12 protein-coding genes and 1 pseudogene are annotated in these 12,744 nt (G+C 70.0%); 9 read left to right on the forward strand and 4 right to left on the reverse strand.

Annotated elements, in window-relative coordinates; all coding sequences use genetic code 11:
* The first annotated feature begins 22 nt into the window (after nucleotides 1-22).
* The 5 genes from ACTMVF_RS41285 to ACTMVF_RS41305 all read left to right on the forward strand — a co-directional run bounded on the left by ACTMVF_RS41285 (nucleotide 23) and on the right by ACTMVF_RS41305 (nucleotide 4,243).
* Nucleotides 23-1,078 (forward strand): PucR family transcriptional regulator, encoded by a 1,056-nt coding sequence (locus ACTMVF_RS41285; protein WP_441276240.1) that lies wholly within the window; start codon nucleotides 23-25, stop codon nucleotides 1,076-1,078.
* A 306-nt stretch (nucleotides 1,079-1,384) separates the two neighbouring features.
* Nucleotides 1,385-1,525, forward strand: a complete 141-nt coding sequence (locus ACTMVF_RS41290; RefSeq protein WP_441276241.1) for a hypothetical protein — start codon at nucleotides 1,385-1,387, stop codon at nucleotides 1,523-1,525.
* A gap of 174 nt (nucleotides 1,526-1,699) precedes the next feature.
* Nucleotides 1,700-2,137 carry an NfeD family protein gene (locus ACTMVF_RS41295; RefSeq protein WP_441276242.1) on the forward strand — a complete coding sequence of 146 codons (438 nt, stop codon included), beginning with the start codon at nucleotides 1,700-1,702 and terminating at the stop codon, nucleotides 2,135-2,137.
* A gap of 31 nt (nucleotides 2,138-2,168) precedes the next feature.
* Nucleotides 2,169-3,278: an SPFH domain-containing protein gene (locus ACTMVF_RS41300; RefSeq protein WP_441276243.1), complete on the forward strand. Its 1,110-nt coding sequence runs from the start codon at nucleotides 2,169-2,171 to the stop codon at nucleotides 3,276-3,278.
* 506 nt (nucleotides 3,279-3,784) lie between these two features.
* Nucleotides 3,785-4,243, forward strand: a complete 459-nt coding sequence (locus ACTMVF_RS41305; protein WP_441276244.1) for a CBS domain-containing protein — start codon at nucleotides 3,785-3,787, stop codon at nucleotides 4,241-4,243.
* A 338-nt stretch (nucleotides 4,244-4,581) separates the two neighbouring features.
* Here the strand turns inward: ACTMVF_RS41305 and ACTMVF_RS41310 are convergent, their stop codons facing one another.
* Both ACTMVF_RS41310 and ACTMVF_RS41315 read right to left on the reverse strand, forming a co-directional pair.
* Nucleotides 4,582-5,823, reverse strand: a complete 1,242-nt coding sequence (locus ACTMVF_RS41310; protein ID WP_441276245.1) for a cation:proton antiporter — start codon at nucleotides 5,821-5,823, stop codon at nucleotides 4,582-4,584.
* Nucleotides 5,824-5,829: 6 nt separating this feature from the next.
* Nucleotides 5,830-6,300 carry a cation:proton antiporter regulatory subunit gene (locus ACTMVF_RS41315; RefSeq protein ID WP_441276270.1) on the reverse strand — a complete coding sequence of 157 codons (471 nt, stop codon included), beginning with the start codon at nucleotides 6,298-6,300 and terminating at the stop codon, nucleotides 5,830-5,832.
* Nucleotides 6,301-6,515: 215 nt separating this feature from the next.
* On the opposite strand from ACTMVF_RS41315, the gene ACTMVF_RS41320 reads away from it, so the two are divergent.
* Nucleotides 6,516-6,959 carry a hypothetical protein gene (locus ACTMVF_RS41320; RefSeq protein WP_441276246.1) on the forward strand — a complete coding sequence of 148 codons (444 nt, stop codon included), beginning with the start codon at nucleotides 6,516-6,518 and terminating at the stop codon, nucleotides 6,957-6,959.
* A gap of 68 nt (nucleotides 6,960-7,027) precedes the next feature.
* On the opposite strand, the gene ACTMVF_RS41325 is transcribed toward ACTMVF_RS41320, so the two are convergent.
* Nucleotides 7,028-7,864, reverse strand: a complete 837-nt coding sequence (locus tag ACTMVF_RS41325) for a hypothetical protein (protein ID WP_441276247.1) — start codon at nucleotides 7,862-7,864, stop codon at nucleotides 7,028-7,030.
* A pseudogene (locus ACTMVF_RS41330) lies at nucleotides 7,857-8,567 on the reverse strand (oligopeptide/dipeptide ABC transporter ATP-binding protein); the annotation flags it as partial. The pseudogene ACTMVF_RS41330 and the gene ACTMVF_RS41325, both read right to left, overlap by 8 nt.
* A 254-nt stretch (nucleotides 8,568-8,821) precedes the next feature.
* Between ACTMVF_RS41330 and ACTMVF_RS41335 the strand changes: the two are divergent.
* The 3 genes from ACTMVF_RS41335 to ACTMVF_RS41345 are packed head-to-tail and all read left to right on the forward strand — an operon-like array spanning nucleotide 8,822 to nucleotide 12,733.
* Nucleotides 8,822-9,679 (forward strand): ABC transporter ATP-binding protein, encoded by an 858-nt coding sequence (locus ACTMVF_RS41335; RefSeq protein ID WP_441276248.1) that lies wholly within the window; start codon nucleotides 8,822-8,824, stop codon nucleotides 9,677-9,679.
* Nucleotides 9,676-10,662, forward strand: a complete 987-nt coding sequence (locus tag ACTMVF_RS41340) for an iron-siderophore ABC transporter substrate-binding protein (RefSeq protein WP_441276249.1) — start codon at nucleotides 9,676-9,678, stop codon at nucleotides 10,660-10,662. Before ACTMVF_RS41335 ends, ACTMVF_RS41340 begins: the two co-directional genes overlap by 4 nt.
* A gap of 4 nt (nucleotides 10,663-10,666) precedes the next feature.
* Entirely contained in the window at nucleotides 10,667-12,733 is a 2,067-nt protein-coding gene (locus ACTMVF_RS41345) for an iron ABC transporter permease (protein ID WP_441276250.1), read from the forward strand.
* The last annotated feature ends 11 nt before the right edge of the window (nucleotides 12,734-12,744 follow it).

Here is a 12,744-nt window from a genome sequence, read left to right on the forward strand (position 1 = left end):
CACCAGGCCCGGCAGGAGGGGCATGACCGTGCACGACACACCTGGCGAATTCCTCGACGGCTACACCGAGATCCTTACGGACGCCTCCACCACCGGCCGCCGCCTCACCCGCGATGAACTGGACTCCCGCCGCCAACTGGGCTCAAAGGCCGCGGCATCGGGCTACGGATGGCGCGTGCTGGTGCGCGAACACCTCACGGCCAGCAGAACCGGCTGGCCCACCGCAGCCTCCCCGGACAGCGTCCTGTCCGTCATCGAACAGGCCATGGACGCCTTCGCCGACGGATACGAGCGCGCCCAACGCCTCGTCATACGGCAAGAAGAAGCAGCCCGACGCGAGTTCATCGACGACTTGCTCCACGGCCGCGGCGACCCCGGACACCTTGCCGCCCGCGCCGAACGGTTCGGGCTGCGTCTGTCGCGCGCCCACGCGGTCGCCGTAGCCGAAGGCCCCGCCAAGTACGACGAGACCGACCCCGTCCCCCGGCAGGTCCAGGACGCCCTGTTCGGCCGCTTCGAGAACCGCCGGATCCTGTTCACCACCAAGGACGGGCGGATGGTCTGCATCGCCCCCGGCGACCAGGGCGACGTCCTGGCCCACTTCGCCAAGCAGGCTCACGCCGCCACCGACGGCGGCCAGGTCGCCATCGGTCGCCCGCGCCCCGGCGCCGTCGGCATCGGACACAGCTACGAGGAAGCCCTCAACGCCCTCGACGTCGCCCAGCGCATGGGCTTCGACGACCCGCTGCTGCGCGCTGCCGACCTGCTGGTCTTCCCTGTCCTGGCCCGCGACCGGCAGGCCCTGATGGACCTCGTACGCAGCACCCTCAGCCCGCTGGAGCAAGCCCGCGGCGGAGCCCAGCCCCTCCTCGACACGTTGACCGCCTACTTCGACACGGGCTGCGTGGCCGCCGAAACCGCCCGCCGACTGTCCCTGAGCGTGCGGGCCCTGACCTACCGCCTGGAACGCATCCATACCCTGACCGGCATCGACCCCACCGACCCCGCCCACCGCTACACCCTGCAGACCGCGGTCATCGGTGCCCGCCTGCTCGACTGGCCGACCAGACCCCTGTGATCCACAGACCCCCAAGGCCACCGCCTGACCGACGCGGCATCGCCGGCACAGTCGGCAAGGGGTGTGCCGGAGATCTCCCTCGGCAATTCACGAGCTTCTGACGTAAGCGCCGACCTGGTGAGTCCCGTGTGTGCCCACGCCCTGGAGGATTCCGCGTAGGCGCCTGCCCCGCGCGAATCGGAACTGGAGCGGCCGGGTGAGAAGCACCGTCGGCGCCCAGGTGTCGGCCGGTAGTGGGTGTCGGGTACCGGCGGGAATGGATGCTGGGCCCGATGGTGATGCCGCAAGGCTGTGTGTGACAGTGGCATGGACCCTTATTCCTTGGCGCTGGTGGCCCTCTCTGCGGCGATGCGTCCCATGGTCATCGTCACCGCTCCCGTCCTGGACGGCGTCGCCTACCGCAGACGCACACCGCGGCTGACGTGCTGGGACCGCGCAGTGTCCTGACGTACCCGGCGCCCGGTGGTCCGACACCGCCTGCGCGGCCTTCAGATGCCCGTTGGACCCCCGCCGGTCAGGGCAAACCCTTCAACGAGCAAGGCCCACGGCTCCCGTGTCTGTTCTGCCCGGCGTCATGGCAGGTAGCTTGGTGGAGAAGGCCTCTGTAAGGAGGGCGGTTTGATGCCGTGGTTCCTGTGGCTGCTCGCCGCCGGGGTGCTGGGCGCCGCGGAGTTCTTCACCCTGACACTGGCTTTCGGGTTGCTGGCGGGCGCTGCGTTGGTGGCCGCCGTAGTCGCAGGTGTGGGCATCGGCGTTCTCGGCCAGCTCGTCGCCTTCGCGATAGCAGCGGCAGCGGGTCTCGTCATCGTCCGTCCTGTCGCGCTGCGGCATATGGCACAGCAACCCCTCATACGCGAGGGCAGTGATGCGCTGGTCGGCAAGCGGGCCGAGGTCATGCAGGAGGTCACCGCGACCCACGGCCTGATCAAACTCTCCGGCGAGGAGTGGTCCGCCCGCGCCCTCGACGAGAGCCTGGTGATCCCGGTGGGGGCGCTGGTGGACGTCATGGAGATCGAAGGCGCCACAGCCATCGTCTACCCCCGCGAGCTCCTTCCGTGAACGGCTGAACACACAGCAACGGAGGCACACTGTGGATCCAGTTGTCATCCTCACTCTTGTGGCGGCCATCGTCGTCGTCTTCCTCGTGGCCTCCACTGTGCGGATCGTCCCGCAGGCGCGCCGCTACAACATCGAGCGGTTCGGTCGATATCGCCGGACTCTGCAACCCGGCCTGAACTTCGTCGTGCCGGTGGCGGACCGCATCAACACCAAACTCGACGTGCGCGAGCAGGTCTATTCCTCCGATCCCAGGCCGGTGATCACCGAGGACAACCTCGTGGTGAACATCGACACCGTGCTCTACTACCAGATCACGGACCCCCGGGCGGCGGCCTACGAGGTCGCCGACTACCTGCAGGCGATCGATCAGCTCACCGTGACCACGCTGCGGAACGTCATCGGCAGCATGGACCTGGAGGAGACGCTCACCTCGCGAGAGGAGATCAACTCCCGACTCCGCGCCGTCCTCGACGACGCCACCGGCAAGTGGGGCATCCGAGTCAACCGTGTCGAGATCAAGGCCATCGATCCACCGCACACCATCAAGGAAGCGATGGAGAAGCAAATGCGGGCCGAGCGTGACAAGCGTGCGGCCATCCTGCACGCCGAAGGGGAGCGGCAAGCCAAGATCCTCACCGCGGAAGGCACGAAGCAGAAGGACATCCTGGAGGCCCAGGGCACGCAACAAGCCATGATCCTGCGGGCGGACGGCGAGGCAAAGGCCGTGGAGCTCGTCTTCCAGGCCGTCCATCGCAACAACGCCGACCCGAAGATCCTGGCCTACAAGTACCTCGAGACGCTCCCACACTTGGCGAGCAGCGACAACAACACGTTCTGGGTGATCCCGGGGGAGCTGACCGAGGCTGTGCGGACCGTCACCCGTGCGTTCGGTGACCAGCCGATGGCGGGTCCGCACACACCCGCGCAACCCGAGGAAGCAGCCACCGCCGACGCCGACGACACCCCGCACGAAAGCCGGGTTCCAGAGCTCGATACAGGCTCGTCGGTTTCGCTCGACGCCGCGGCGGCTGCTGACGAGGCCGAGAAACAGGCCGCCGCCGCAGTGAGCGACGCCAAGGCGGAGGCCGCGGCTGCGATGTCGCCCCAGGCGCCGCGCCGGGGGCAGACGTCCGGCGACTGAGCCCACCCTCGGGCTGTCGCCAGGACCGCCATGACGCGACTGAGCGGCGGCGACAGACGCCAAGGGCGACGACCCGCTGCGGCTCGCCGCCGACCTGCTGGCCTTCCCCCTCCTGGCTCGCGACCGGCAGCCGTTCCTGATCTCCGCCTGGAACGCAACCACACCCTGACCGGCACCGACCCCACCGACCCGGGCCACCGCTACACCCTGCGGCCATCGGCGCTCGCCTCCTCGACTGGCCGACCAGACCCCTGTGATCCACAGACCGGTCCGCCGAGGGGAATCCCCGGCGGCCCCTTCCCCCCCACCCCCCACGGCGCATCCGATGACTGGTGGAGGCGACGCCGGTACAGTCGGTAGTGGTGCGCCGGGAAGTCCGGTCGACAGTTCACGAGATCTCGACTGCGCGCCGACCTGGCGGGTCCCGGGAATTGGGGCAGTTGCAGCCCGCACCGCCGTGTCCGCGCTCTGCTCCCTTCGGGGCGGCTGAGGAAAAGGGGCCGCGCATGCGAGCACGTGACCTGGCCGAGCCGTATCCGGCAGTCTCCGCCGACGACGATGCGGTGACGGCGGCTCGGCTGTTCGTAGAACGGCGGCTTCCGGCGTTGCTGGTCCTTGATACCGACCAGCGGCCGTACGCGATCGTGCCGGGATCGCAGCTGCTGCGCGTCGTGCTCCCGGACTACGTTCTGGAGGATTCCGCGCAGGCCCTCGCCCTTGACGACTCCGAGCTGGAGCGGCTGGCGGAGAAGCTGGAGGGACTCACCGTCGCGCAGTGGCTGCCGGGCCGCCGCACCCTGCCGACCGTCGTCGGGCCGGATACGGGTGTCGCACAGATCGCCGCGCTGATGATCCGTACGCACACGCCGCTGGTGGCGGTCGTCGAGAGCGACGGCCAGGAAACGCGGACGGTGGGAGCGATCACGGCAGCCCGGCTGATGGAACACTCCCTCACCCAGGGATGAGGCAGGCCGTCCGGCTGCGAACGCGGTACTCCTCCCATACGGCGACGGCGACCACCTCTCCGCCCTACGACGGCCCTGCGCAGTTCTTCCCGCTGCGCCGCCGGGACGCCATACGCCAGGCCAGATAATCGAGGCTGACCGGCCACAACACGATCAGCACCGTCAGGGTGAGGGCACTGGAGACGGGATGCAGTTCCGTATCCCGCCGCCAGGCTGCACTGCGCCGCAGCGCCTTGGGCAGGTTCTGGGCGATTCCGACGACGCCGCCGAGGCAGACGGCCAGGACGGCGAGGACCAGGACCGTGTCCCGGTCGGTCAGCGCGCCCAGACCTCCTCACTCATGACCGGCCGACCGCGTCCTGGTTGTCCACCGTGTTCTGCGCCTCCGCGAGCGGCGCCTGAGTGGTCGGGGAGGGCTTGCCCCACCGAGCGGTCAGACGCAGGGCCACGGGCTCGGTGTAACGAGCGGTGAGCGGACCGAGGATCACCAGGATGAGCACGTACGCCGTGGCCAGCGGGCCCAGGGACGGCTCGATCCCGGCGGTGACCGCGAGCCCGGCGATCACGATGGAGAACTCACCCCGCGCGACCAGCGTGCCGCCCGCCCGCCACCGGCCCTTGGCCGAGACGCCGGCCCGCTTCGCCGCCCAGTACCCGGTGGCGATCTTCGTACCGGCGGTGACGACGGCCAGCACGAGCGCGGGCAGGAGCACCGGCGGAATGCTGGACGGATCGGTGTGCAGACCGAAGAAGACAAAGAACACCGCGGCGAATAGATCCCGCAACGGAGCGAGCAGATTGTGCGCGCCTTCGGCGACCTCACCGGACAGGGCGATGCCGACCAGGAACGCGCCGACGGCGGCGGAGACCTGCAGTCCCTGCGCGATACCGGCGACCAGCAGGGTCAGCCCCAAAACCACCAGCAGCAGCTTCTCGGGATCGTCGCTGGAGACGAAGCGCGAGATGTGCCGGCCGAACCGCACCGCCAGCAACAACACCAGACCTGCAACCCCGAGCGCGATCGCGAGCGTGACGCTGCCCGCCGCCAGACTCGTTCCGGCCAGCAGCGCGGTGATGATCGGCAGGTAGACGGCCATGGACAGGTCCTCCAGGACCAGGATGCTGAGGATCACCGGCGTTTCCCGGTTGCCCAGCCGCCCAAGGTCACCGAGAACCTTGGCGATCACCCCGGAGGAGGAAATCCAGGTCACCCCGGCCAGCACGACAGCAGCCACCGGACCCCAGCCCAGCAGCAGCGCCATCGCAGCCCCGGGCAGGGCGTTGAGTGCGGCATCGACGAGACCGGCCGGGTACTGGGTCTTGAGGTTGGAGACCAGGTCGCTGGCGGTGTACTCCAGGCCCAGCATGAGCAGCAGCAGGATCACGCCGATCTCGGCGCCGATCGCGACGAATTCCTCGCTGGTGTCCAGTGGGAGCAGTCCGCCCTGGCCGAAGGCCAGGCCGGCCAGCAGATACAAGGGGATGGGCGAGAACTGGAAGCGTCCGGCGAGCCGGCCCAGCAGCCCCAGACCGAGGATGATCGCGCCGAACTCGATCAGGAAGATGGCAGACGAGTGCACGGGCGGTCACTCTCGGCCGAGTATCTGGGCGGCAGCCTCCACGCCCTCGCGGGTCCCGATCACGATCAGGGTGTCGCCGCCGGCCAGCCGGAACTCCGGTCCCGGCGAGGGGATCGCCTCGGCCCGGCGCAGCACGGCAACGATCGAGACACCGGTCTCCGTGCGCATCCGGGTCTCGCCCAGCACCCGCCCGTTCCAGTGCGACGTGGCGGACAGCTCGATCCGCTCGGCCACCAGCCCCAACTCGGTCGTCGACAGCAGACTCGGGCTGTGATGCGCGGGCATCAGCGCGTCGATGAGCGCCTCCGCCTCCCCGGCGGCCAGCCGCAGCGACAACGCGCACGCGTCCGGATCATCCTTGCGGTACGCGCTCAGCGTCCGCGCCCCGTCCCGGTGCGCGACAACGGACAGACGACGCTGCTCCCGCGTGGTCAGGTCGTAACGGACCCCGATCCCCGGCAACGGCGTACTGCTCATACGCGCAGCGCCCACGGCTGTCTCCCTGTCTGATTCGGGTGTTTCTTTGGACAATCTTTAATGACACCCTAGCGAGCACCCGGAACTCGGTCGTTCGCCAGCTCCGTCCCGAACCGACCGGCGGCGAGCCGCGCTCCGGTCGCCGGCACCGAAGCCGCAGAGACGGCCGCCGTGTGCCTCTGCTGGGACGGGGAGCACCGGAAGGAAACGCAAGCATGATTGAGTGGGTGTCACTCGGCACCGGGGCCCGGCCCGTCCCCAAGCCCGTGGCCACGCCGCTGGTATGGGCTGCGACGGCCGGTAGCGCACTGTTGCTGGTGGCGCTCCTCAACACCCTCGTCGGCCCGGGGCGCACCTCACTCGCCCTGGCCGTTCTGTCCCTGCTCGCAGCCCTGCTGGGACTGCGCGCCCACTTCGCCGCGGCCCCCGGCACGGCCGTACTGTGCTGGCTGTTCCTCAACGGCTTCGCCATCCCACCCGCAGGCACCCTCACCTGGGCCGGGCACCGTGACACGCTCTGGCTCACCTGCCTGCTCTCCGCCGCCCTCCTGGGCACGACACTGGCCCGCCTCCGCCACGCCCACGCCGCCTACCGCCGCGTCACCGCAGCAATCAGCCCTGCCGCAACCGAACCACACCAGGAACCGTGCGACCGCTGAGCAGGATCAGCCGCGCGCTGCTCTCCGGTGTACGCCAGCCGCACTACGGAGGAGTTATCGCATCCTGATCAGTCTCCGGAGGCTGCCCCGGACACGCCAACGATGTAGAAGACGGCTTGCACACGTCCCGTGCAGTGGTCGGTATGACCCACGCGGTTGTTGGTTGGATGAGCGGCATGGTGCTCTGGTTCAGCGAGGACGATGTGCTGGCGAGGGCCGGCGCGGATGTGGTCGGTCGGGCAGCCGAGTTCGACGACGCGGCTGCGGTCACGGTGTCGGCCGGCGAGATCGTCTCGACCGTCGGCTACGACGACGACTTCGACGTGCGGGTGACCGGGGAGAACGGCAGACTCGTCGGCGAGTGCAGCTGCGGCAAGCAGCCCGAGGACTTCTGCGAGCACTGCGTCGCCGCAGCGCTGATGGCCCTGGAAGTCGCGAGCCCACCCGATCCCGACGAGCTGATGCAGCGTGTGGAAGCCCTGGGCAGTCACCGGATGCTGAGAGGCGCCAGCTACGAACCGTGGGCGACCGCGGCGTTCCACGTCATCAACGACCTCGACATCGGCAGCCACTATCACCCGGCTCTCATCCGGCCTGCGTACCAGCGGCTGATGTGGCACGTCGCGCACACGCCCGTCTACTTCGACACGCACGAGATGTACTACACGCTGCTGGGCATCGGTGAGCGGATCGTCGAGGGACTGACCCGGGCGTGCGAAAACGAACCCGCCGATGCGCGTGAACTCGGCCGGTGGACGGCCGACCTGCGGGTCAGCCGGCCCGCTGTCCAGACGCCTATTCACGAGCAGGCCGACGGCCTCACCAGGTGCGACGGTCAGCGAGGCGCCTCGCAGGACCGGTGCTCTCTTGTCGTATCCGGCGGTGATGGCGTGCAGCTCAAGCACGGATGTCCTCCGGAACGTGCGGATGGTGACAGGCGGTTCCACCGGTCGTCTGCGGCACGGTGGCGCAGGCTCCGGAGGTGCGCTCGCAGCGTGGAGCGAAGGCGCACCCGTCGGGCAGGTCGCCGAGTTCGATGGCATTCCGGGGATGGGGGTGAAGGCGCGTTCAGGGAGGGCCTGGAGCAGGCCGTGGCTGTAGGGATGCCGGGGGCCGGGGGTGACGAAGAACCTTTCCGCGGCGGTGAGTTCGACGATCCGCCTCGCGTACATCACGGCCACGCGGTCGGCGATGCGCTCGGCGCCGTGAGGTCGTGGGTGATCATCAGCAGGGCCCGGCCCGTACCGCCCTCGTGGCCGTCGGCGTGACGTGGCGTCGTAGTTCGTCGACCGTGTGGTCCACCAGGTCGCGATCGAGTCCGGTGGTCGGTTCGTCGGCCGGCAGCAACGGCGCGTCGCCGACGAGGGCAAGGGCGGTGGCGGCGCGCTGGGCCAGGCCGCCGGAGAGTTCGTGCGGGTGGCAGTCGAGGTGGCCGGTGGGGAACGCGGCGCGATCGGCGGCCGTCTCGGCTGCGGCCCGCACGGCTGCACCTGCACGTTAGGAGGTCAACGCTGCGACGGTTTCCTCCAGGTGGGAGCGGACCGTGCGCACGGGAGTGAGGTGCGCGGCCGGACTCTGGTGGATGAGCCCGATCAGGCGGCCCCGTACCTTCATCTCGTCGAAGGAGTCGGCGCGGGTGTGCTCGGCGGGCAGCTGCTCATTGAGGAATTCGAGGACTTCCTTGTCACCCTGCATGGCGGACGCGGTCCTTTCCAGCAGTGCGAGGGAGTACGGCGGGCCGTACTCGACACCTACTTGCGGTTGCGGCAGTGGGGTTGCCGACCTTTGGCTGATGTTCTCCTTGCATGCCTGTCGTCGCCATCCCTCACGGATTTCGCTTAGGTTAGGCTAACCTGTGCGGCGTGCAAGCAGGTGAAGAGAGCTCCGCGGCGGTGAGCGTCCGCGGTCATGAACTTTCGGCCACGGGTGTCACCGTGGCCTACGACGGTGTCGACGTCGTGCACGGTGCGTCGGTGACGCTGCTGCCTGGCGAAGTGACCGTGCTGGTGGGGCCGAACGGCAGCGGGAAGTCGACACTCCTGCGGACGATCGCGCGACTGCAGCGGGCCAGGACCGGCACGCTCGTCATCGACGACACGGATGGCCTGGCGCTGACTGCCCGTGAGTTCTCGCGCCGGGTGGCCCTGTTGACACAGGGCCGTCCCACGCCCAGCGGGCTGACCGTGCGGGACGTCGTCGAGTTCGGCCGCTACCCGTACCGGGGGCGCTGGGGCAGGGCGGACCCCGACGGCCGGGCCGCGGTGGATCGCGCGCTGGCCATGACGGGCGTCGCCGAACTCGCCGAGCGCGGCGCCGAGCACCTCTCCGGCGGACAGCTCCAGCGCGTGTGGCTCGCGAGCTGCCTCGCCCAGGAGACCGGCGTACTGCTCCTCGACGAGCCGACGACCTACCTCGACCTGCGCTACCAGATCGAACTCCTCGATCTCGTCCGCGATTTGGCGGACGACCACGGGATCGCCGTCGGCGCCGTCCTGCACGACCTCGACCAGGCCGCGGCCCTCGCCGACCGGATCGTGCTGCTGCACGAGGGACGGATCGTCGCGGACGGCCTCCCCGACGACGTACTGACGGCCGAGCGGCTGACCGACGTCTACGGCATCCGCATCGAGGTCGGCACCGACCCCCTGACGGGCCGACTGCGCACCCGCGCGATGGGTCGGCACCACTCCCGAAGCGAAAGGCTCATCACACCCTCATGAGACGCCTCCTTACGACCGCGGCGGTCGCCACCGCCGCGGCGCTCAGTCTGACCGCCTGCGGCACGACCGAGCCCGCCGCCGACAGCGAGGAGACCAAGTCGGCGAGCCAGGCCATCACCCTCACCGACGCCTCCGGCAAGAAGGTCGAACTCGACGGGCCTGCCCAGAAGGTCGTCGGAACCGAGTGGCATGAGGTCGAGCTGCTGATATCGCTGGGTGTCGACCCGGTAGGCGTCGCCGACGTCAAGGGCTACAAGACCTGGGACCAGGCAGTGCCGCTGAAGAACGACCCCAAGGACATCGGCACCCGCGGCGAGCCCAGCATGGACACCATCGCCGCCCTGTCGCCGGATCTCATCGTCGCCAGCACCGACCTGCCGCCGGCCGCGGTGAAGCAGCTGCGCAAGGTCGCCCCGGTCGTGGAGGTGAAGTCCGCCAACGCCTCCGACCCCATCGGGCAGATGAACGAGAACCTCGACCTCCTCGCCCAGGCCACGGGCACCACGGAGCAGGCCGAGAAGCTGAAGAAGGACTTCGACGCCAAGGTCGCCGAGGGCAAGAAGGCCCTCGCGGACGCCGGTCTCGGCGGCACGAAGTATGCCTTCGCCGACGGCTACGACATCTCCAACCAGGTCTCGATCCGGCCGTTCACCAGCGGCTCGCTCATCGGCGCGGTCAACGAGCAGCTCGGCCTGAAGAACGACTGGACGGTCAAGGGCGACAAGGACTACGGACTCGGCAGCACCGACGTCGAGGGGCTCACCAAGCTCAGCGACGACGTGCAGTTCGCCTACATCGGCAACGACGGGGACACGAGCAGCACCCCGTTCACCGACGCCCTGGCCAAGGACAAGGTGTGGACCTCGCTGCCGTTCGTGAAGAAGGGCAACGTCCACCGGCTGCCCGACGGCATCTGGATGTTCGGCGGGCCCGAGTCGATGGGCAAGTACATCGACTCCGTCGTCGCCGAGCTGACGAAGTAACACCATGGCCGTCACCGCGACAACCCCCGCCACCCGTCCGTCGGAGGTCACGTCCCGGACGGGCGCGGCCGCGGTGACGGCCGCTCTGGCCCTGCTCGTCGCGGCCCTCGCGGTCGTCGACATCACGCAGGGCACCGCCGCCGTCGGCGCCGGGGAGGTGTGGAAAGCACTCACCGGCCGGGCCGCCCCGGCCGACGCCTCCGTCGTCATCGCCTCCCGGCTGCCGAGGATGACCGCCGGGATCCTGGTCGGGGCCATGCTCGGGATGGCGGGCGCCGCCCTGCAGGCGGTCAGCCGCAACGTCCTCGCGTCCCCCGACACCCTCGCCGTCAACGCCGGCTCCTACCTGGCCCTCGGGCTGGTCGCCGTCACCGGCGTGTCGCTGCCGCTGCTCGCCTCCTCCGGTGTCGCACTCCTCGGCAGCCTCGCCGCCGCCGCCGTCGTGCTCGGCCTGTCCGGCCTGGGCACGGGCACCGTACGCCTCGTACTCGCCGGCACCGCCCTCATGCTCGGCCTCAACGCCGTCACCGAGGGGCTGCTCCTGCTCTTCCCCGAGGAGACCCACGGGCTCTACCAGTGGAACCAGGGCAGCATCGGCCAGAACGGCTTCGACGGCGTGCTCCAGATGGCACCCATCGGCCTCGCCGGCCTCCTCGGGCTGCTGCTGGTCGCCCGCCGGGTCGACGCCCTGGCCCTCGGCGACGACGCCGCCCGCGGCCTCGGTGTCCCGGTCCGCGCCACCCGGATCACGGCGGTCGTACTCGCATCGCTGCTCTCCGCGGCGTCCGTCACCCTCGCCGGACCGATCGGCTTCGTCGGCCTGTGCGCCCCCGCCCTCATGCGCCCCCTCGCCCGCAGGTTCCGGGCCTTCGCCCGGTCGCGGTCGAGCCTTCCGGTCACCGGCCTGACCGGTGCGGCACTGGTGCTCGGCTCGGACGTGCTGCTTCGGTCCCTCGTGCCGGCGGACCTCGCGGTCGCCGTGCCGACGGGCGTCGTCACCAGCCTCGTCGGCGCCGTCTTCCTCATCGTCATGGCCGTCCGGCTGAAGGACACCGCGGCATCCGCCGCATCCGACCGGCTGCGCATCAGAAGCCGGGCCGTCTTCCTCACCGTCACAGCCGTCCTGGCGGTGGTCCTCGTCGGTGTGACGATCGCCGCCGTGCTGCTGGGCGACGCCAAACTGCTGCTGGGCGACGTCGTGAACTGGGCGCAGGGCAGGGCCGGCCAGACCGTGTCCTTCGTGCTCGACACCCGGGTGCCCAGGGTCCTCGCGGCGCTGCTCGCCGGCGCGGCACTCGCCCTGTCCGGGACACTCATCCAGGCCGTGACCCGCAACCCGCTCGCCGAACCCGCCGTCCTCGGGGTGTCCGGCGGGGCCGCGCTCGGCGCCGTACTCCTGGTGACGACCGTGCCGCTGGCCGACTCGTGGGGACTTGCGGGCGCGGCGTTCGCGGGCGCCGCGGTCAGCTCCGTCATCGTCTTCGGCCTCGCCGCGCGGGGCGGGTTCCAGCAGAACAGGCTCGTCCTCGTCGGCATCGGCGTCGCCACCGCGGCCACCGCTCTGATCAGCCTGCTGATCGTCCTCACCGACCCGTTCAACGCGGTCAAGGCCCTCACCTGGCTGTCCGGTTCCACCTACGGGCGGACCCTGCCGGACGTCGCGCCGCTCGCGGCCGTCCTCGCCCTGGGCGTGGTCGTCGCGGTGCTGCGGCGCGCGGAGCTCGACCTCGTGTCGCTCGACGAGGACACCCCGCGGCTCCTGGGCATCGACCTGGGACGGGGGCGCCTCGGCTTCCTCGCACTGGGCGTCCTGCTGAGCGCCACCGCCGTCGCCGCCGCGGGCACGATCGGCTTCGTGGGACTCGTCGCCCCGCACGCCGCCCGGGCCCTGGTGGGCCGACAGCACGTCCGGGTGCTCCCGGTGGCCATGCTGCTCGGCGCCGCCCTGGTCTGCACCGCGGACCTGCTGGGCCGCACCGTGATCGCACCCGCCCAACTCGGCGCCGGCATGGTGACCGCGGTGATCGGCACGCCGTACTTCCTCTATCTGCTGGTGCGCAGCCGCCGCTAGAGCGTGTCTCT

Source organism: Streptomyces sp. SD31 (genome assembly GCF_052068475.1).
GTDB lineage: Bacteria > Actinomycetota > Actinomycetes > Streptomycetales > Streptomycetaceae > Streptomyces.